Source organism: Pseudoalteromonas sp. K222D (assembly GCF_017653575.1).
Lineage (GTDB): Bacteria > Pseudomonadota > Gammaproteobacteria > Enterobacterales > Alteromonadaceae > Pseudoalteromonas > Pseudoalteromonas nigrifaciens.
In genome coordinates this window covers 197,494-218,217 of the sequence record NZ_JAGGDL010000001.1, presented here as the reverse complement: position 1 = coordinate 218,217, position 20,724 = coordinate 197,494, and the positions used below count along the sequence as shown (strand labels likewise).

At 39.9% G+C, this 20,724-nt stretch carries 14 protein-coding genes; 9 read left to right on the top strand and 5 right to left on the bottom strand.

The window, feature by feature from the left end; translation table 11 throughout:
• Window positions 1–44 precede the first annotated feature (44 nt).
• A complete protein-coding gene (gene rsmF, locus J5X91_RS00925; protein WP_208833882.1) occupies window positions 45–1,493 on the bottom strand; it encodes a 16S rRNA (cytosine(1407)-C(5))-methyltransferase RsmF in 1,449 nt (482 codons plus the stop codon).
• 263 nt (window positions 1,494–1,756) lie between these two features.
• On the opposite strand from rsmF, the gene J5X91_RS00920 reads away from it, so the two are divergent.
• The 5 genes from J5X91_RS00920 (at window position 1,757) to prpF (ending at window position 8,474) form a co-directional block, all read left to right on the top strand.
• The gene (locus J5X91_RS00920) at window positions 1,757–2,455 is read left to right on the top strand and encodes a GntR family transcriptional regulator (RefSeq protein ID WP_011328452.1); all 699 of its coding nucleotides are present in this window, start codon (window positions 1,757–1,759) and stop codon (window positions 2,453–2,455) included.
• A 71-nt stretch (window positions 2,456–2,526) separates the two neighbouring features.
• Window positions 2,527–3,399 (top strand): methylisocitrate lyase, encoded by an 873-nt coding sequence (gene prpB, locus J5X91_RS00915; RefSeq protein ID WP_011328451.1) that lies wholly within the window; start codon window positions 2,527–2,529, stop codon window positions 3,397–3,399.
• Between the two features lie 25 nt (window positions 3,400–3,424).
• Entirely contained in the window at window positions 3,425–4,549 is a 1,125-nt protein-coding gene (gene prpC, locus J5X91_RS00910; RefSeq protein WP_086994992.1) for a 2-methylcitrate synthase, read from the top strand.
• A gap of 134 nt (window positions 4,550–4,683) precedes the next feature.
• Complete coding sequence (gene acnD, locus J5X91_RS00905) at window positions 4,684–7,293, top strand: Fe/S-dependent 2-methylisocitrate dehydratase AcnD (protein ID WP_089368425.1); 2,610 nt, start codon at window positions 4,684–4,686, stop codon at window positions 7,291–7,293.
• 14 nt (window positions 7,294–7,307) lie between these two features.
• Entirely contained in the window at window positions 7,308–8,474 is a 1,167-nt protein-coding gene (prpF, locus tag J5X91_RS00900; protein WP_208833881.1) for a 2-methylaconitate cis-trans isomerase PrpF, read from the top strand.
• 90 nt (window positions 8,475–8,564) lie between these two features.
• Here the strand turns inward: prpF and J5X91_RS00895 are convergent, their stop codons facing one another.
• The gene (locus J5X91_RS00895; RefSeq protein ID WP_208833880.1) at window positions 8,565–9,575 is read right to left on the bottom strand and encodes a LacI family DNA-binding transcriptional regulator; all 1,011 of its coding nucleotides are present in this window, start codon (window positions 9,573–9,575) and stop codon (window positions 8,565–8,567) included.
• A gap of 145 nt (window positions 9,576–9,720) precedes the next feature.
• Here J5X91_RS00895 and J5X91_RS00890 point away from each other — a divergent pair, with 145 nt between their 5' ends.
• From J5X91_RS00890 to J5X91_RS00875, 4 genes are all read left to right on the top strand, one after another.
• The gene (locus J5X91_RS00890) at window positions 9,721–10,764 is read left to right on the top strand and encodes a UDP-glucose--hexose-1-phosphate uridylyltransferase (RefSeq protein WP_192532089.1); all 1,044 of its coding nucleotides are present in this window, start codon (window positions 9,721–9,723) and stop codon (window positions 10,762–10,764) included.
• A complete protein-coding gene (galK, locus tag J5X91_RS00885; RefSeq protein ID WP_086995000.1) occupies window positions 10,764–11,909 on the top strand; it encodes a galactokinase in 1,146 nt (381 codons plus the stop codon). Before J5X91_RS00890 ends, galK begins: the two co-directional genes overlap by 1 nt.
• A gap of 41 nt (window positions 11,910–11,950) precedes the next feature.
• Complete coding sequence (locus tag J5X91_RS00880) at window positions 11,951–13,513, top strand: sodium/sugar symporter (RefSeq protein ID WP_011328444.1); 1,563 nt, start codon at window positions 11,951–11,953, stop codon at window positions 13,511–13,513.
• 135 nt (window positions 13,514–13,648) lie between these two features.
• Window positions 13,649–14,623 (top strand): aldose epimerase family protein, encoded by a 975-nt coding sequence (locus J5X91_RS00875; RefSeq protein ID WP_208833879.1) that lies wholly within the window; start codon window positions 13,649–13,651, stop codon window positions 14,621–14,623.
• A 59-nt stretch (window positions 14,624–14,682) separates the two neighbouring features.
• Here J5X91_RS00875 and J5X91_RS00870 read toward each other — a convergent pair whose 3' ends face one another.
• The 3 genes from J5X91_RS00870 to J5X91_RS00860 form a co-directional block, all read right to left on the bottom strand.
• Window positions 14,683–14,886, bottom strand: a complete 204-nt coding sequence (locus tag J5X91_RS00870; RefSeq protein WP_011328442.1) for a hypothetical protein — start codon at window positions 14,884–14,886, stop codon at window positions 14,683–14,685.
• 106 nt (window positions 14,887–14,992) lie between these two features.
• Complete coding sequence (locus J5X91_RS00865) at window positions 14,993–16,480, bottom strand: bifunctional 2-methylcitrate dehydratase/aconitate hydratase (RefSeq protein WP_208833878.1); 1,488 nt, start codon at window positions 16,478–16,480, stop codon at window positions 14,993–14,995.
• A gap of 238 nt (window positions 16,481–16,718) precedes the next feature.
• Complete coding sequence (locus J5X91_RS00860) at window positions 16,719–20,675, bottom strand: transporter substrate-binding domain-containing protein (RefSeq protein ID WP_208833877.1); 3,957 nt, start codon at window positions 20,673–20,675, stop codon at window positions 16,719–16,721.
• Window positions 20,676–20,724: the final 49 nt, after the last annotated feature.

Sequence of the window (20,724 nt, the reverse complement as noted above, 5' to 3'; positions counted from 1 at the left end):
ATGTATGCATGTTTTAATGCTCACATATTTACATTAAACGCAGCTCAATTGCTTTGTGCCCATGTTATTAGCTGCGTACTTTGTACTAGATCGCGTGGGAGTGAATTTTTAACTTTATTTTTTTGCCATTTACCTAAGCCAATAGGGCAGCCACATAAAGTTAAAATAACTTCTCCTGTATTTTGGCTTACATCAGCTAAGCGAATATCCTTACCCTGAAAGTAGTCGTTAGCTTGAGTGTCGGTTAAAGGCAACACATTACTTTTACACTGCTTACCAAATGCGGTTGCAAACTCGTGGGCTAAACGCACGCCATTATTATGAATGGCACCAAGTTGAATGCCTAAACGGGCGTATTTAATTTTGTTTTGCACAGCTTCAAACTCCTGCGGAAATAACCACAGCTCTTTATCGCGCTGCATTAATATGCCCGGTAAGGTATTTAAACCAAATTGTTGCTTAAGTGTTTGCATAAAAACAGCACTTTTTTTGCTCTCAAATTGCTGAAACGGAAAAGCACCTTTTTTGACTTTTAGATTAGGGTTGTCACTACTTGCTTGTTTTTTGAATTTGGCAATAAAAAAGCCTTCACTGTCAAACGTTTGCGGCCACACATGTAAATACCCCTCTGGCGTAGTTGCTTTACTTGCGCCAGGAAATAGATCACTTAAAGACTCGGGTATTATACAGTCGCCAAATTCACTGAGTAAAAAGTCGCACACGTGTTGGTTTTCAAGTGGAGTAAGCGTACAGGTTGAATACACTAAGGTTCCACCGGGCTTTAAGGCGTAAAATGCACTTTTAATTAGATCTTTTTGTACTTGGGCAATTTCAATATTAGAGTCGATTGACCAATTTTTTAGTGCATCTGCATCTTTTCGTACTGTGCCTTCGCCAGAGCAGGGGGCATCGAGTAAAATGCTATCAAAGCACTCAAACATATAATTACCAAAAATCACCCCATCAAAATGCGATAACGCACAGTTACCTACTCCCATGCGTTTTAAAGTAGCGCTAAGTACTTTTAAGCGTGATGACGAAAGCTCATTTGCAACCAACACCCCTTGGTTATTCATTAGTGCAGCAAGCTGCGAAGTTTTAGAACCAGGTGCAGATGCCATATCAAGAACGTAATTAGTGTGCTCTATACTTTGTTTTAGTGCTATGGGGGGCAGCATAGAGCTTGCTTCTTGAACATACATAGCACCGCTAAGGTGAAGATCGGTATTGCCAAGTGCTAGGTTTTGCTCTTCTGCGGCAGGGCGCTCTAACCAAAAACCTTCCTCGCACCATGGAATAGGAGTGAGTAGCCAATTTTTTTGCTTAGCGTATTGCTTAAACTCAGTAACAGATATTTTTAAGGTATTAACACGAATAGATTTTCGTAGTGGCCGCCGGCAAGCATTAATAAAGTCGTCTATATCTAGGTGTGCAGGTAAATAGGTTTTTACATCATTGATAAAGTGCTCGGGGATAAAGGTATTTGCGTCCACGGTTTGGCCAGTCGTTATATTAAAGACAAATAATAACATTTCTTAAAGTGTGTTTCAGTGCTTAACAGGTAAAAAGTTAGTTTTTATTGGTGTCGACACTTAGCAGTGGTTTATCACTTTAGAGCAGATAATTATTATACTTTAGGCTAATGATGTCGACAATAAGTGTGTTTTTTAAGTTTTACATACTGTTTTAGGGTTGACACTTAGTGGTAGTGAGTTCATAGTGGCTTTATAAATTGTCGACAATCTAATAGTAACCTATGACGCAAAGCCTGTTAAATGAAACACCTATTACAACCGCATCAGATCAAGTGTTTGTAAATATGCGCCGAGAAATAGTAGAGGGCAGCATAGCACAAGGCAGTAAAATATCTGAGCCAGAACTGGCAAAGCGTTATGGAGTGAGCCGTGCAACGCTGCGTGAAGCGTTAAATCGTTTAGAAAGCTGTTATTTAGTTGAGCGTAAAGCCAACATAGGTTGCCGAGTTGTATCGTTAACAGCAGATCGCTTGATAGAAGTTTATCAAGTGCGCAGTGCCTTAGAGGGCTTGGCGTGTCGTCTTGCTGCCGACAATATGGCAGCCGATGAAGTCCAAGGTTTAAAGCAATTACTTAATCAGCATTTAAAAACGCAACGAGTAAAAGAAGGCGAGTCGTACTATCAAGAAGCAGGTGATTTAGATTTTCATTACCGCATTATTAAAGGCAGTAAAAATGCCCACTTGATTCATTTGCTATGCCACGACCTTTATCAATTAATAAGAATGTACCGCGTACAAATGGGTATGGTTGGTCCGCGGGTATCAAAAGCATTTGATGAGCACTTAGCTATTATTAATGCGATTGAAAACCACGATGGTGAATTAGCCGAAATGTTGATGAAGCGCCACATAAGTGCTTCACAAGCCAATATTCAAACTAAATTTGATTTACTTGCAGCGCAAACTAAAGCCAGTTAAATAAATCGTTTTAGTATTTAAAATATCAAAACTGCCCCAGAGCAGCCACCGTTCAAAGTTAGGAGAAACGAATGTCAGCAGGATCAAAGTTTAAACAGGCTATTGCCAATAATCACCCATTACAAATAGTGGGTACTATTAATGCGTACACAGCAATGATGGCTGAAAAAATGGGTCATCAGGCAATTTACTTATCGGGTGCTGGTGTTGCCAATGCTTCTTTTGGTATGCCTGATTTAGGTATGACTAGCCTTGATAACGTGCTTGAAGATATTCGCCGTATTACCGGTGCAAGCGACTTACCTTTATTAGTAGATGCTGATACAGGTTGGGGTGGTGCGTTTAATATTGCCCGTACAGTAAAAGAAATGACTAAAGCAGGCGCTGCCGGTTTCCATATTGAAGACCAAGTAGCGCAAAAGCGTTGTGGCCACCGCCCAAATAAAGAAATAGTTAGCCAAGGTGAAATGGTTGACCGTATTAAAGCTGCTGTAGATGCAAAAACCGATAGTGACTTTTACATTATGGCACGTACCGATGCGTTTCAAAAAGAAGGTTTAAATGCCGCTATTGAGCGCGCAGCAGCGTGTGTTGAAGCCGGTGCAGACGCCATTTTTGCAGAAGCAGTGCACGACCTTGCCGACTACCAAGCATTTACAAAAGCGATTAACGTTCCTGTATTGGCTAACATTACTGAGTTTGGTCAAACGCCTATTTATACTAAAGAGCAGTTAGGCGATGTAGGCGTTGAAATGGTGCTTTACCCATTAAGCGCATTTAGAGCGATGAACAAAGCAGCCTATAATGTATATAGCTCAATTTTAAATGAAGGTTCGCAACAAAGCCAAATTGAAAATATGCAAACCCGTGCTGAGCTGTATGATTTTTTAGATTATCACACCTATGAAAATACCCTAGATAACCTTTTTTCATCAACTAAATAATAATAACAATTTAAGGAGATAAATTATGAGTACTAAAGTATTAGCGGGTGCAGGTTTACGCGGACAAGTAGCAGGTCAAACTGCATTATGTACAGTAGGCCAAACAGGTTCAGGTTTAACTTATTGTGGTTACGATATTAGCGAGCTTGCTGAAAAAGCGCAGTTTGAAGAAGTATCGTTTTTATTATCTCGTGGCGAATTACCAACAACTGGTGAGCTTGCAGAATACAAAGCTAAACTAAAAAGCTTACGCGGCTTACCACAAGCGCTTAAAACAGTGCTTGAGAACATTCCAAAAGACGCACACCCAATGGATGTGATGCGCACAGGTTGCTCTATGCTGGGTAACCTTGAAATGGAAAATGATTTTAGCGAAGCCAATGATGCAATTGACCGCATGGTTGCAGTATTTCCAAGTATTATTTGTTACTGGTATCGCTTTACGCATGATGGCGTACGCATTGAAACGCAAACAGATGACGACTCAGTTGGCGCGCATTTTTTAACCTTATTACACGATAAAGCCCCGTCTGAGCTATTTGCTCAGGTAATGAATGTGTCACTAATTTTATACGCAGAGCATGAATTTAATGCCTCAACCTTTACTGGTCGTGTGTGTGCATCAACGCTATCTGATATTCATTCATGTGTAACCGGTGCCATAGGTACGTTACGTGGGCCATTACATGGTGGTGCTAACGAAGCGGCAATGGATATGATTGAAAACTTCACCAGCGCAGATCAAGCAGAGCAAGAAATTATGGGCATGCTTGAGCGTAAAGATAAAATTATGGGCTTTGGCCACGCTATTTATCGCGAATCAGATCCACGTAACGTAATTATTAAAAAGTGGTCTGAAAAGCTCGCAGCAGAAGTAGGTGATGATGTACTTTATCCTGTGTCTGTTCGTTGTGAAGAAGTAATGTGGCGCGAGAAAAAGTTATTTTGTAATGCTGATTTCTTCCACGCATCGGCGTATCACTTTATGGATATTCCGACCAAATTATTTACGCCAATATTTGTAATGAGCCGCGTAACAGGTTGGACAGCACACGTTAAAGAGCAACGTGCAAATAACCGTATTATTCGTCCAAGTGCTGATTACACTGGGCCAGATGCACGTAGCTACACACCTATCGAATCACGTTAAAATTATTTGGTGGGCACGTAAAGTGCTCACCTTTTTTATTTGCTGCACACTATTTTAAGGCTCATCACTTTTCACTCTCTCCTTAAATAAGCTAGTAGTGCACAACCACCGTCACCAAATTAGCGAATATTTTAATGACTATAATAAATAATACTGAATATAGAAAACCCTTACCCAATTCAAACGTTGATTATTTTGATGCTCAAGCAGCTGTTGATGCAATTAAACCAGGTGCATATGCAACACTGCCTTATACATCACGTGTATTTGCCGAAAACTTAGTGCGCCGCTGCGATCCAGCAATGCTTACCGATGCACTAAACCAGTTGATTGAACGCAAACAAGATTTAGACTTTCCTTGGTATCCGGCGCGTGTAGTGTGTCACGATATTTTGGGTCAAACTGCACTGGTTGACTTAGCTGGACTGCGTGACGCGATTGCAGCTAAAGGTGGCGATCCGTCTAAAGTAAACCCAGTTGTACCTACGCAATTAATTGTTGATCACTCTTTGTCGGTAGAGCATGCAGGGTTTGATCCCGATGCATTTGAAAAAAACCGTGCTATAGAAGACAGACGTAACGATGACCGTTTCCATTTTATAAACTGGACCAAAACAGCGTTTAAAAATATTGATGTGATCCCGCCAGGTAACGGCATTATGCATCAAATTAACCTTGAAAAAATGTCGCCGGTAATTCAAAACCGCGATGGTATTGCCTTCCCAGATACCTTAGTAGGTACAGACAGCCATACTCCACACGTTGATGCACTGGGTGTTATTGCTGTGGGTGTAGGTGGCCTTGAAGCAGAAAGCGTAATGTTAGGGCGTGCTTCATACATGCGCCTGCCAGACATTGTAGGGGTTGAGCTAACAGGTAAGCGCCAACCGGGCATTACCGCTACCGATATCGTACTGGCTATTACTGAATTTTTACGCGCGCAGCGTGTGGTATCAGCATACTTAGAATTTTACGGTGAAGGTGCCGATGCACTTACGCTGGGCGATCGTGCAACTATTTCAAATATGACGCCTGAATTTGGTGCCACAGCGGCGATGTTTTACATCGACGATATGACCATAGATTATTTGCGTTTAACGGGTCGTGAAGAAGAGCAAATTGCACTGGTAGAAAACTACGCTAAAACCACAGGCCTGTGGAGCGATAGCTTAAAAACAGCGCAGTACGATCGCGTGCTTAAGTTTGATTTATCAAGTGTGGGGCGCAACATTGCTGGGCCATCAAATCCACATCGCCGTGTATCTACAAGCGATTTAGCTAAAGAAGGTATTTCAGGCGTAGTTGAAAACGAAGCAGGCTTAATGCCAGATGGTGCGTGTATTATTGCCGCTATTACCAGCTGTACAAACACCAGTAACCCACGCAACGTGATTGCCGCGGCATTACTTGCGCGTAATGCTAACGCCAAGGGTTTAACGCGTAAACCTTGGGTAAAAACCTCATTAGCACCGGGCTCTAAAGCCGTGCAATCGTACCTAGAAGACGCTAACTTACTTACTGAACTTGAACAGCTAGGTTTTGGTATTGTTGGTTTTGCTTGTACTACGTGTAATGGCATGAGTGGCGCGCTTGACCCTGTAATTCAAAAAGAAGTGATTGATCGCGACTTATACGCCACCGCGGTACTGTCGGGTAACCGTAACTTTGACGGCCGTATTCATCCTTACGCCAAACAAGCGTTTTTAGCATCGCCGCCTTTGGTTGTTGCTTATGCAATTGCCGGTACGATTCGTTTTGATATTGAAAAAGATATACTAGGTAAAGATCAGCAAGGTAACGACGTTACCCTTAAAGATTTATGGCCGTCAGATGAAGAAATTGACGCAGTAGTTAAGCAAAGCGTTAAGCCAGAGCAATTTAGAAAAGTATACGAGCCCATGTTTAACTTAACCGTAGATTACGGTGAAGATAACGACCCGCTATACGAATGGCGACCAGAAAGCACTTATATTCGCCGACCTCCTTATTGGGAAGGTGCATTAGCAGGCGAGCGTACCATGACAGGTATGCGTGCACTGGCAGTACTTGGCGATAACATTACAACCGATCACTTATCGCCTTCAAATGCGATAATGGCCAGCAGTGCCGCGGGTGAATACTTATTAAAAATGAACGTACCTGAGGAAGACTTTAACTCATACGCAACCCATAGGGGCGATCATTTAACAGCGCAGCGCGCTACGTTTGCTAACCCTAAATTGCTAAATGAAATGGTACTTGATGAAAACGGCGAAATTAAGCAAGGTTCGTACGCGCGCATAGAACCAGAGGGAAAAAATACTCGCATGTGGGAAGCAATCGAAGCATACATGCAGCGTAAGCAACCACTTATTATTGTGGCTGGCGCAGATTATGGCCAAGGCTCGTCGCGCGATTGGGCGGCAAAAGGCGTAAGACTCGCGGGTGTTGAAGTAATTGCAGCTGAAGGGTTTGAGCGTATTCACCGTACTAACTTAGTGGGTATGGGTGTTTTACCGTTAGAGTTTAAAGCGGGAACAACTCGTAAAACACTCAAACTAGATGGCAGTGAAAGTTACGATGTAACGGGTGAACCAACCCCTGGTTGCACACTTAACTTGTCGATCACTCGTAAAAATGGCGAAGTACTAAACGTACCAATGAAATGTCGTATAGATACACAAGAAGAGCTGTCTATTTATGCTGCAGGTGGTGTATTACAACGCTTTGCACAAGACTTTTTAGAAGCTACAAAAACAGCATAAGGGCAGGGTTAATTATGTTTAAACCACAAATTAAAGTACCTGCCACATACATGCGTGGCGGTACTAGTAAAGGGGTGTTTTTTAACCTTAGTGACTTGCCAAAGCCTGCCCAAGTGGCAGGTGAGGCACGTAATAACTTATTACTGCGCGTTATTGGCAGCCCAGATCCGTACGGCAAACAAACCGATGGTATGGGCGGTGCTACATCTAGCACCAGTAAAACAGTTATTTTAAGTAAAAGTGCGCAAGCCGATCACGATGTTGACTATTTATTTGGCCAAGTGGCAATAGATAAAGCGTTTGTTGATTTTAGCGGCAACTGCGGTAATTTAACCGCAGCTGTCGGTGCTTTTGCTATTAGTAATGACTTAGTTGATAAAAGCCGTGTACCCGATAATGGCGTTGCTGTTGTACGTGTGTGGCAAGCTAATATTAAAAAAAGCATTTTAGTGCATGTACCTATGACTAATGGCGAAGTACAAGAAACCGGTGACTTTGAGCTAGACGGCGTTACATTTGCAGCAGCTGAAGTAAAACTGGAATTTATTGACCCTGCAGATGGCGACGGCGCGTTATTTCCAACTGGCAATGTGGTAGATGATCTAGAAGTGCCAGGAGTAGGTACTTTAAAAGCAACGATGATCAACGCAGGCATTCCCACTATTTTTGTTAATGCAAGCGACATTGGTTATACCGGCACTGAATTGCAAGATGATATAAACGCAGATGCAGCAGCGCTTGAAAAGCTTGAAACCATTCGTGCCTATGGCGCGGTTAAAATGGGACTCATACAAAATATTGATGAGGCAGCAGCACGCCAACATACACCTAAAGTGGCATTTGTTGGTGCAGCACAAGATTACAAAGCGTCAAGCGGCAAGCAAATTAACGCCAGTGAAATTAACTTGTTAGTGCGCGCTATGTCTATGGGTAAATTACACCATGCAATGATGGGTACAGCAGCAGTAGCTATTGGTACCGCTGCGGCAATTGACGGTACGTTAGTTAATTTAGCTGCTGGTGGCGGAGCATTGAGTGAAGTTAACTTTGGTCATCCATCGGGCACTTTAAAAGTAGGCGCACACGCTACAAATGCGGATGGTAACTGGCAAGTAACTAAAGCCAGTATGAGCCGCAGTGCACGGGTACTTATGGAAGGCGTGGTAAGAGTACCGCAGTAAAGCATTGTTTTAATTACGATTAAGTTATTTATAATGTATGCATAAGTTGATGCGGTAATACTTTAGGGTATTACTCATCAACTTTTTTGTTTATGGGCTACTTTTTATACTCGTTGATTCTCGTTTGACCAAGCGAGGTAAATATTTATGCTCATTATCACTATCAACTATTTCATTTTTAAAGTGAGTTAACGCCAACTGAGCTGCGTGCTGCGCCATTTTTTCAATGGGGTAGTTTAAAGTGGTTAGTTTTGGCCTTGAATAACGCGCAATCAGTACATCATCAAAACCAATCACCGACACATCACCGGGTACTTTAAAGCCATTATCTTCAAGTGTTGAAATAGCACCAATAGCCATAGCATCGTTATAAACAAAAATAGCACTGAAGGGCTGCCCAGAGGCTAATAGATTTTGCGCAGCGCTTTGTCCGCCTTGTAGAGTAGGCTCCGCGTATTTAATCAGCGCAGGGCTAATGGGGCTGCCTGCCATGCTTAGCTCTGCCGAAAAGCCATTAAGGCGTAGCGCAGGATCTTCAATTTGATACTTGCTGCTTATACAGGCAATGTTTTTATGTTTGAGCGCCATTAGATGCCGCGCTGCTATTTTTGCACCTTCTTCGTTATCTAACCAAATACATTTATGTTTTATTTGCTCAATGTGTCTATTGATAAGCACTAAGCCAGGGAGTTTTTCACATAAGGTGATTAGTTCGCAGTCAGGAATTATTTTACTATGCATAACAACAGTTTGGCAGCGGCGTTCAAGTAATAAATTGATAGCAGCGCGTTCAGATTCTACACTTTGTCCTGCGGTACTTAACAACAATTGCATATTATTTTCGCGGGCTACTTTATCTACCCCGCTGGCTAATGATGCAAAAAATGGGTCGGTAAGTTCGGGGATCACCACGCCTATGGTCATGCTTTTTCGGGTTACTAAAGCACGTGCATTAGCATTGGGCGTGTAGCCAAGCTCTTGCATTACTTTATTTACTTTTTCTATGGTTGCCTTACTTACTTTAGGGCCATTATTAATTACACGAGATACCGAGGCGATAGACACGCCTGCAATTCTGGCTACATCTTTTATTGTTGTCATTGGCGGGTAATCGTTTTCTACATCCTGTTAATAATAAAATTTACACTATTTAACGTGGGCTGTATATGTTGATTTTTTAGGTTGCAAATAGCGGGGTAAGCGTTTACCCTTTTCGGTTTTATCATAAACCACATTTGAGATATTTATGGATACAATTTTTGACCCAACTGAGCATCCACATCGTCGCTACAATCCATTGATTGATGAGTGGGTGTTAGTTTCACCGCATCGTGCCAAACGACCTTGGCAGGGACAAGTTGAAACTCTCGATGAAGACGTTAGAGAAAGTCATGATGAAAGCTGTTTTTTATGTGCTGGTAATACTCGCATAAACGGTGAGGTTAATGACAACTATAAAAAAACTTACGTGTTTACTAATGACTTTGCAGCTCTGAAAATTGATACTCCAGAATTTAAAACAAATGATCCGCTATTTAAAATGGCCACAGAGCAAGGTGAAAGTCGTGTTATTTGCTTCTCTCCAGATCACAGCAAAACCTTACCGCAACTTAGTATTAGCGCTATTACCGACATTGTTAAAACGTGGCAAAGCCAGTGCTTAGAGTTAGGCGAAAAGTATAACTGGGTGCAGGTATTCGAAAACAAAGGGGCGATGATGGGGTGCTCAAATCCGCATCCGCATGGCCAAATTTGGTCGCAGCAGCAATTACCTACTTTGGTAAATAAAAAACAACATGCGCTGAGCGACTATGCTAAAAAATATAACAGTAACTTATTACTTGATTACGCTCAGCGTGAAGCGCAGTCGGGCGAGCGTGTTGTTGTTAAAAATGAAGATTGGCTGGTGGTTGTACCGTATTGGGCAGGCTGGCCATTTGAAACCTTATTATTACCGCGTTTTGCGTTAACACGTATGGTCGACTTAACCCCAGAACAAGCGGTAACTCTAGCCGATGCATTAAAACAAATTACCACTAAATACGACAATTTATTTAATTGTTCGTTCCCATATTCTATGGGCTGGCACGGCGCGCCTTATGATGGGCAAGAGCATAGTGAATGGCAGCTTCATGCCAGCTTTTTTCCACCATTATTACGCTCAGCTACTGTGCGTAAATTTATGGTGGGTTACGAAATGATGGCTGAATCACAACGTGATTTAACCCCAGAGCAAGCAGCACAAAGATTACGTGATGTACCAAACGTACATTATAAGGAGGCTAAGTAATGCCAAGAACTACAATGCTTATTAGCCAATTTGAACAACATTTTAATTGCCCGCCAGAACAGCTATTTCATGCACCTGGGCGCGTTAACCTCATTGGTGAACACACAGATTATAATGATGGTTTTGTGCTACCCGCTGCGATTAATTTTGGCACCGACATTGCTGCAAAAGCACGAGCTGATCGCAACATTAACGTCTTAGCAATTGATTGTAACAGCGAAACCAATAGTTTTAGCCTAGATAAAATAGAATTTAGCCAACAACAAATGTGGGTTAATTATATTCGCGGCACACTGCAAGCATTAATGCAAAGCTATCCAAATATTAGTGGCGCCGACTTAGTGGTATCGGGAAATGTGCCACAAGGTACAGGTTTGAGTTCATCAGCTAGTTTTGAAATTGCTCTTTTAAAAACGTTTGCAACATTAAACAATATTCCGCTCGATGGTGTTAAAGCGGCACTTATGGGACAAAGTGCTGAAAATAACTTTGTCGGCTGTAATTGCGGCATTATGGATCAATTAATTTCGTCGATGGGCAAGCAAGGACATGCCATGTTGCTCGATTGCAGAAGTTTAACCTTTGAATATGCTGTGATTCCAAAGGGAATGTCGTTAGTTATTGTTAACTCTAATGTTAAAAGAGGGCTGGTCGACAGCGAATACAATACCCGACGCGAGCAATGCGAAGCTGCAGCAAAGCACTTTAATAAACCGGCATTGCGCGATGTTACTCTTGAGGAACTAGAAGCAGAGCAAGCTAATTTACCGCCATTAATATATAAGCGCGCTAAACATATAGTCACTGAAAATACCCGTACCGAACTAGCTCTCAAAGCGCTAAACGTCAATGATATGGTAACCATGAGCCAACTTATGGCACAATCGCACCTATCAATGAAAAATGATTTTGATATTACTACCTCTCAAATAGACTTTTTAGTGGATATTACTGCTCAAGTTTTAGGCGAACAAGGCGGAGTGCGTATGACCGGTGGTGGTTTTGGTGGTTGTATCGTTGCTTTAACACCGGATCATTTAGTTGAGCAAGTACGTAACACTATTGACACACATTATTATGCAAAAACAGGGCTTCAAGCAGACGTTTACGTATGCCTGGCTTCTCAAGGTGCTTTTAGTAATTAATAAAACACAATAAAAATCAATAAGACAACAAGGTTAAAGTTATGAAATTACAACCGCTCGACATTGCCATATTTTTTACTTATGTGGTGGGGTTATTAGTACTCGCGCTGTGGATCTCGCGAGAGGAGAAAGGTGCCAGTAAAAATACTGAAGATTACTTTCTTGCTAGTAAAGCACTGCCTTGGTGGGCAATTGGTGCATCATTAATTGCTTCAAATATATCGGCAGAACAAATTATTGGCATGTCTGGTTCGGGCTATGCGATTGGTTTAGCTATTGCATCTTATGAGTGGATGGCAGCAATTACCTTAATTATTGTAGGTAAATATATGCTGCCGATATTTCTTAAAAATGAAATATTTACTATGCCGCAATATTTAGAGCAACGCTTTGATAGCAAAGTTAAAACAGTGTTAGCGCTGTTTTGGCTAGCGGTATATGTATTTGTAAATTTAACCGCTGTTTTATGGCTTGGTGGTTTAGCAATAGAAACCGTTGCCGGTGTTGACTGGATGTACGGAATGATCTTTTTAGCCTTATTTTCAGTCGCTTATTCACTTTATGGTGGTTTGAAAGCCGTTGCTTATACCGATATTTTACAAGTAGTACTGCTGGTATTTGGTGGCTTGTTTTTAAGTTACTTAGCACTAGATGCAGTGGCAGATGGCGATGGGATAATAGCAGGTTTTGGTGTTTTAACTGAGCAGCTACCTAACCACTTTGATATGATTTTAAGCCCAGATAGCCCGCATTATATGAGTTTACCTGGTTTATCAGTATTAATTGGTGGCCTGTGGATAATGAACATTAGCTACTGGGGATTTAATCAATATATTATTCAGCGCGCACTTGCCGCTAAAAACCTTAAAGAAGCACAAAAAGGTATTGCCTTTGCTGCCTATTTAAAATTATTAATGCCAGTAATTGTAGTGTTGCCAGGTATTGCTGCGGTTGTTTTATACCCGCAACTTACCACGCCAGATCAAGCGTATCCGTCTATGATGGCGTTAATGCCAACAGGTATTAAAGGTCTTATTTTTGCTGCATTAGTGGCGGCAATTGTTTCATCACTTGCCTCTATGACTAACAGTATTTCAACTATTTTCACTATGGATATTTACAGCAAGTTAAAACCAGGTAAATCACAAAAACATTATGTATTTATAGGCCGCTCAGCTGCATTAATATCTTTAGCTATAGCCTTGGTTGTGGCAGAGCCATTATTAGGTAAGTTCGATCAAGCGTTTCAATATATTCAAGAATTCACCGGTTTCTTTACTCCAGGTATTGTAGTGATTTTTGTAATGGGTATGTTTTGGTCAAAAGCCAGTTCAGCGGGTGCGTTAGCTGCGGCAATTGGCTCGGCTGTATTCTCAATCCTGTTAAAAGTTTACTGGGTAGCGCTGCCATTTATGGACAGAGTAGGCTTAGTATTTTTACTGTGTTTAGCATTGTGTGTAATTGTATCATTAGCTAAGCCAGATAAAGGCCAAGACAGTAGCGTTAGCCTAGACGATGTTAACTTTAAAACCTCAAGCAACTTCAACATAGCGGCATTGGGTGTAGTTATCATCTTAATCGCTTTGTATACTACTTGGTGGTAATGCAGAATGCTTACTAAGTGAGTATGACAGCCATAGCTATCTGCTCACGTGTTTAACGCAAAATATAGTGAATCAAAGCAGCTTAGGTTGCTTTGATTTTTTTGTGTTCTAATAGACATAACAAGAAAACAGTAAATGAATCAATTACACAGTTATATATTAAGCAATGAGCAAGGCATGCGGGTCGAAATATTAAATTATGGCGCGCGGGTTAAATCTATTTTATTTCCGGTAAACGATACACCCACAGAAATGACAGTCGGGTATGCCGATAGCAGTCGTTATTTAACCGATACTTATTATTTAGGTGCTACCTGTGGTCGCGTTGCTAATCGTATTAGTGGTGCTAGTTTTGAGCTTGAAGGTGAGCAATATTTACTGAATAAAAATGATGGTGAAAATTGCTTACATGGCGGTGCGGATAACTTTTCTCTGCGTTTTTGGCAAGTGCAATCGAGTACTGCCAACGAAGTGATTTTGAGCTTAATCTCAGAAGATGGCGACCAAGGTTTTCCTGGCAAGGTTGAAATGCAAATACGTTATCTTTTATCACATGATAATAAGTTGACTATGAGTTTTAGCGCAACCACAAATAAAGCAACCCCTATTAACGCTACTAATCATTGCTACTTTAATTTAGGTGAGCAAAATTGCTTGCCACTCACGTTACAAATAAATGCGGCCAGCTATTTAGAGCGTGACAATAACAGCTTACCAACTGGTAGAGTGTTAAGTGTCAAAAATAGTGACTTTTGTTTTGACCAACCGGTTATTATTGGCCAGCGTCTGCAGTCAGCTCAGCACCCACAACTAACAGGGCCAACAGGGTTTGATCATTGTTTTGTTATAAATCAGCCACAAGCAAACAAAGCAGCAGCGGTATTAAGCTCATTACGCAATAAAGTTAAAATGTCGTTGTACACCGACCAAGCATCTATACAGCTTTATACTGGTGCATTTTTAGCCGCACCATTAAGCCCTGATCAGGGAGTGTGTTTAGAAGCTCAAAATTATAGCGATGCAGTAAACTTTCCAGATTTTGAAAACTCAATACTAAAGCCGGGCGAAGTTTATAATAAATATATTAGCTATCACTTTGAAAATATTTAAATAAAGCTGTGCTAATACATAGCACAGCTTTATTGGCTATTTAGTATAAGGGCTATGAGCTATTTTTTAACGGGAATATCTTCGAGTATCTTTAAAATAGCCTGATTACTGTTTAATTTGGCTAAATCGATTAGGTAACTTTTTTCAAGATCTTGCATAGGTTGCTTTGTTAATAGCGCTTTTACTGACTCTTCTTCTGCATTTACTATGGCGGTTTTTAACGCTGCAAAGTTTGCGATACTGTGTTCATTTTGCTCAGTCATATTAAATCCTCTTATTGGCGCGAGTTGTGACTTTTAAAGTTATGGCCTTAACTACTTGGCCATATAATTAAATTTACGCGCTTTAATAAACCAGCCAGCGGTGTACTTACTCAATAACAAATAAGTCCATAAAGCTATTTACAGGCATGGCCTCAAGCGCTGTTTGATTTTTACAAAGCGTGAAAATAGTGTGGCATTGTTTATTCTCAAAGCGGGATGCTAAATTAGCTTTAAATTTTTGCTCCAATAGTGGTATCCCTTCCTCACGACGGCGACGATGACCCACAGGGTATTCTATAACTATGTCCTCGGTGCTACTGCCATCTTTAAAGAATACCTGAATAGCATTGGCGATAGAGCGTTTATCATCCTCTAAATATTCTTTGGTAAAGCGTGCATCTTCTACAATGTGCATTTTGTTGCGCAGCTCATCAATAATCGGGTGTGCGTTATGAAATTCGTCTTCGTAATGATCAGCGGTTAAATTGCCAAATATTAACGGCACTGCAATCATGTATTGTAAACAATGATCGCGATCGGCTGCGTTAGCAAGGGAACCCGTTTTTGAAATAATACGAATGGCCGACTCGTGAGTACGCACAACAATTTTATCAATATCAGCTAACCGATCTTTTACCTGAGGATGTAAAATAACCGACGCTTCAGCGGCTGTTTGGGCATGAAACTCAGCAGGAAACGATATTTTAAATAAAATATTTTTCATAACATAACTGCCGTAGTCTTGGGTGAATAAAAACTGCCGTTCGGCCTCAGGTTTAAGTGCTTGGTCTTTGTTGGTTTTAGAAAAAGAGACATCATAAAACCCCCATTGCGGGGCTGTTAACACGCTTGGAATGCCCATTTCACCACGCATAGATATATCAGCTAAATGAACAGCTCGGGAAGTTGCATCGCCAGCAGCCCATGATTTACGAGAGCCTGCATTGGGTGCATGCCTATAGGTACGCAGCGCTGAGCCATCTACCCAAGCTTGTGATATAGCGGCCATAATTTGTTGTTTATTGCCGCCCATCATTTTAGTGGCAAGCGCAGTAGATGCAACCCGTACTAATAATACGTGGCATAAACCCACCCGATTAAACGAATTTTTTAGCGCTATTACGCCTTGAATTTCATGCGCCATGATCATGGCTTCTAACACTTCGCGCATTTTTAAAGGTTGTTCACCCTTGCTCAGTCTCACTTGGGATAGATGATCAGCAACGGCTAAAATAGCACCTAAGTTATCTGACGGATGACCCCATTCGGCGGCCAACCAAGTATCGTTATAATCGAGCCAGCGAATAATACAGCCAATATCCCATGCCGCTTTTACAGGGTCGAGTACCAAAGATGTGCCCGGTACACGTGCACCATTAGGCACAATAGTACCTGCTACTATAGGGCCGAGGAGTTTGCTGCATTCAGGAAATCGCAGCGCTAATAGCCCACACCCTAAAGTGTCTATTAAACAGTTACGGGCAGTATTGAGCGCTTCCTTGCTGCTTACTTTATAATTTAATACATAATCAGCTATATCTTGTATTACATGGTCGTAATCAGGGCGATTATTAATATCTACATTATTACTCATTTTTTATCCTTATTCGTTTAATGTTAACGATTAGAATGTGCACTGAGTATTTAATACATATTTATTAAACACTTTTACCTTTTACTAGTTTACGTTTTAACCATAGCACGAGGCGTTGCCAGCTAATAGGGAAGCAAAGATAATGTTTACAGATTCATATATTTTATTGTGAGTTATAACTCTATAATGCAGGCGCTGCTTATTACCTAGAAAACGAATAAAAGATAACGTATTGATCTTAATTATTTAAATTTAATAAACAGTTTTCATAATCCGTTATTGATTGAGTTAGTGCCTGTAAATTACTTACGCACAGAGGGCTATTTTGTTGGTTAGCAGCTTGCTCCAACTCACTGGCAATATCACTTAAGCTATAGGCGAGCACTATTTGTGCTGCTCCTTTTAAACGATGTGCAATATTTGCAAGTTCTTTAAAGCTATTAGCTAAATTAGCGTTATTAAGCTCTTCCAAATCGACTTTACAGCTCACTATAAACTCAGTAAGTAGTTCTTGTACTATTTCTTTTGAACCAAACATAGCCTGTAGTTCATTAAGCTTAAACTGCAGCTTATTAACAGGCGTAGTTTTTGTATTATCAGTATCTTGGATTGACTTAGGTAAGTATTCATTTAGTTTAATTTGTAGCAGACTTAAGCTAACTGGCTTAGTTATATAGCTATTCATACCAAGCTCAATACAACGCTGAGCTTCCCCGATTAATGCGTTGGCTGTGTAAGCAATTATTGGAATGCTACATCCACGTTGGCGTAACACTCGTGTTAATTCATAGCCATCGAGTTCAGGCATATGACAATCGGTAATTAATAAGTTGTAGTACTGTTCTGTTATTGCTTTTAGTGCTTGCACTCCGTTCTCTACATAATCAGCGTAATACCCTAAATTTTCTAGTTGTCTTTTAAGTACTTTACGATTAGTAGGATGATCTTCAGCTACTAATATTAATCGGCAACTATTAATAGCTTCTTCTTTAGTTTGAAGTTTAATTATTTTTTGTTTTGGATTAGTTCTATGAGATGTTAAATTCTGAGTGTCTTTATTCGCAAGTATATCAAGTAAGCTTGACACTAAAAAAGGATTGGTAGATAAATAGTAATCTGCACCATACTCCTCGCTTTCATCTTTACATAGTTTTAGCCACACATAGTGTTTAAATACACTTTTTAATGTAATTACGTCGACAATATTGTTGAAAATGACCATAACATTATTGCTTTTATTAGCGTTAAGCCAATCAACTTGCACATCAGTACTACTCTCTAGTGTGAAGTCAATTTGCCAGTGTGATAAATAGTCAGAAACACGTTTAATATTCTCACTATCATCATTTAAAATAAGTATGTGTCTAACAGCAACTGGAGGCTTATTATCTTGATAAGACTCTAATGGAATTGTAAAGTTAAATTCACTACCTTGGCCTAATTGACTACTTAGGTTAATTTGCCCATTTAGCCGCTCAACCAGCATCCGGCAAATAGAGAGTCCTAAACCGCTGCCACCGTACTTGCGATTAGTCGAGCTCTCAGCCTGAGTAAAGGGATCAAATAAGCTGCGGTGGTTTTCAAGTGCAATTCCTAATCCACTATCTATCACTTTAAATTCAATTAACTGTATTTTATTTTCTGTAGATACTAACTCCACCAAAATATCTATAATACCGCACTGAGTAAATTTAACCGCATTACTGATCAAATTAGATAGTATTTGTTGTAACCGTGTTGGGTCCGTTTTAACAAATCGATTTATGAGTGGTCCAAAATAAAAATTAATGTGGAGATTTTTTGCATGCGCACTTGCAATATGGGCACGTATTGCATCCTCTACAATAACAAGTAAGTCATATTCAATTTTTTCAACTGAAAACTGGTGAGTTTCCATTTTGGTATGATCGAGTACATCGTTAAGAATTTGTAGTAAATTATTAGCCGAAGATATAATTGTATTAATATCTATACGCTGCTGAAAATCAAGTTGTGATTGGGCTAATAGTTCGGTTGTCGAAATAACTCCACTCAGAGGAGTGCGAATTTCGTGGCTCATCATCGCTAAAAAATACGACTTAGCTTTTACTGCACTATCTGCTTTACTTTTTTCTACGCTTAAAGCGTGTTCTTGCTCTTTACGCTGATTAATCTCTAGTAGTACACCATTCCATATACAGTTGCCATCGTAAGAGCTCGGAAATGCGACTAAATTTAACCAGTTATTATAAGGCGAATTAAGCCTACACTCAAAATCAAGCCCTTGTTTATCTTGTAACGCATATTTAGTGGCTTTTATTAACTCATTGGCCTTACTTGGAGAAATAAACGAAAAAAAGCTGTTTAAATTTGTATTAATCGCTTGGGATTCAGATAAATTCACTTGTTGAAAGGGCGTAAAGTCTTCAATCCCTTCACTTGCGTAAGTAAAAAACAGTTGGTTGTCGAGCATGCTAAATTGCACAACTGCACCTGGAATCGCATTCGCAATTGAACTAAGCTTTTGTTCTGCTGCTAATGCACGTTGCTGAGCAATACGGCGAAATGCTATTTCTTGACGTAATTTTTGATTCCATAAAAAAAATCCCAACATCACAAGTGTAAAAGCAACACCAGCCAATAGACCATAAATAACAATCATTTTAATGTCTCGTTCTTGCTCGGTGTCTAGCTCAATCCAAGTTCGAGAAAGCGCTTCTAGCTCTTCATGACCGGTTACGGCAAGGGCTTGATTTACTAGATCTTTTAAAGGAGATGAGTACTTACTCACACCCAGTTGTACATCAACATTATTATTAATTAATAAATTAGGAAGCAGTTTATAAATATTATTATTATTTTTATCTTGTTTCAGCCAAGATTTTGTAGCGGCTAAAGTGGTAAATACAGCGTCAACTTTATTTTTTTTAAGCAAAGCTAAACTATGCTTCATATTACTGGATGCAATTAATTCACTATTAGAGAAGTAATCATCCATAATCGACTGGGCGTAAGGACCATTTGGAGATGTTATTGTATGTTTACCTTGGCGTAATTTATTTATATCTAGAGTACTATCTTTGAGCACTATCATGCTCCATGGTGATGTTAAATAAGGACGTGAAAACCCCATTACTCCTATGTGCTTTTTGGTTTGTAATACAGCAGGTATTATATCTACACGCCCGCTTTCAATAAGTTCTAGAGCATGTCCAATTGAGCGGGAAGGAATATACTCTAAGTTCACCCCAAGTATGGTTGCTATACGGTTTAATACACTTATTGATAAGCCACTGGGTTTATCTGGTTCGTTATAAATTGTTATGGCATCCCATTGGGGTAAGGTGGTGTAGCGTAAAATGGCATGCTGGTTTAACCAATCCTGTTGTTGGTCGTTAATTATCATCTGTGATTTTTTATTATATTGTTGCCACTGACTTGAGCGTGCAACGATAGCCAGCATGGTGATTGCTTCAGTTTTTAAAATATGTTTGTTAAGTAATTTATTTAGTGCAGTATTTTGTTTTGCTAAAGGTAAATGCCATTTTTTATCTGGTAAATTATTTAGTGTTAACGTAGTAAACTCTTGGTCGTTTAGTTGTAAGGCTAAATGTTGGTTAGTTAATGAGTCACTTAAATGGGCATTAGCTAATTTATAGTTTAGTGCTGGAGCAATATCGCTATATTTACTTAACGTAAATTGATAAGTGTTAGGAAGTAGTTGGCTAATATAGCTTTTATCTACATCGAACTTAAACAATGCAAGCTTAATTTTATTGTTATTAAGTAAATAAAATGGCTGTGCGGCTAGTTTTTTAGTGATTAATAAAGTGCGTGGAACGACTAAAATAGGCTCGCTCATTGTTATATAATCTTGGCGCTTCTTTGTTAGCTGCAAGCCTAAACTAATATCAGCACGACCTTGTTTCATAGCATCTTCTAGCTCGGGTACTGAATTGTATATTTTATAATGAACCTGCATATCTAAGGTTTTTGCTAGATGTTTTATGTATTCAGGATAAATACCCCCAATTTCATTCTTTTCGTTAATGGCAAAGTAAGGAATGTAATCAATTTTAAGCGCCGCTACGGTTAATACTTTTTTAGTGGCTGTTTGTGTATCAAGAGGTGCAAGTTGAGAAAGTGCGGCTACGTGTAAACTAATTATACTAATAAGTATAATAAACGAATTTTTCAAGCGGTATTTTTTAAACATAATAGGCTATGACTCAGTGTGTAAAAAACCAATAGTGGACTCAATAAAC

What these genes read in the sequence shown, in the direction of transcription:
- J5X91_RS00920 (WP_011328452.1), top strand. Translation starts at nt 1,757, where the DNA reads ATGACGCAAAGCCTGTTAAATGAAACACCTATTACAACCGCATCAGAT.
- prpB (WP_011328451.1), top strand. Translation starts at nt 2,527, where the DNA reads ATGTCAGCAGGATCAAAGTTTAAACAGGCTATTGCCAATAATCACCCA.
- prpC (WP_086994992.1), top strand. Translation starts at nt 3,425, where the DNA reads ATGAGTACTAAAGTATTAGCGGGTGCAGGTTTACGCGGACAAGTAGCA.
- acnD (WP_089368425.1), top strand. Translation starts at nt 4,684, where the DNA reads ATGACTATAATAAATAATACTGAATATAGAAAACCCTTACCCAATTCA.
- prpF (WP_208833881.1), top strand. Translation starts at nt 7,308, where the DNA reads ATGTTTAAACCACAAATTAAAGTACCTGCCACATACATGCGTGGCGGT.
- J5X91_RS00895 (WP_208833880.1), bottom strand. Translation starts at nt 9,575, where the DNA reads ATGACAACAATAAAAGATGTAGCCAGAATTGCAGGCGTGTCTATCGCC.
- J5X91_RS00890 (WP_192532089.1), top strand. Translation starts at nt 9,721, where the DNA reads ATGGATACAATTTTTGACCCAACTGAGCATCCACATCGTCGCTACAAT.
- galK (WP_086995000.1), top strand. Translation starts at nt 10,764, where the DNA reads ATGCCAAGAACTACAATGCTTATTAGCCAATTTGAACAACATTTTAAT.
- J5X91_RS00880 (WP_011328444.1), top strand. Translation starts at nt 11,951, where the DNA reads ATGAAATTACAACCGCTCGACATTGCCATATTTTTTACTTATGTGGTG.
- J5X91_RS00875 (WP_208833879.1), top strand. Translation starts at nt 13,649, where the DNA reads ATGAATCAATTACACAGTTATATATTAAGCAATGAGCAAGGCATGCGG.
- J5X91_RS00870 (WP_011328442.1), bottom strand. Translation starts at nt 14,886, where the DNA reads ATGACTGAGCAAAATGAACACAGTATCGCAAACTTTGCAGCGTTAAAA.
- J5X91_RS00865 (WP_208833878.1), bottom strand. Translation starts at nt 16,480, where the DNA reads ATGAGTAATAATGTAGATATTAATAATCGCCCTGATTACGACCATGTA.
- J5X91_RS00860 (WP_208833877.1), bottom strand. Translation starts at nt 20,675, where the DNA reads ATGTTTAAAAAATACCGCTTGAAAAATTCGTTTATTATACTTATTAGT.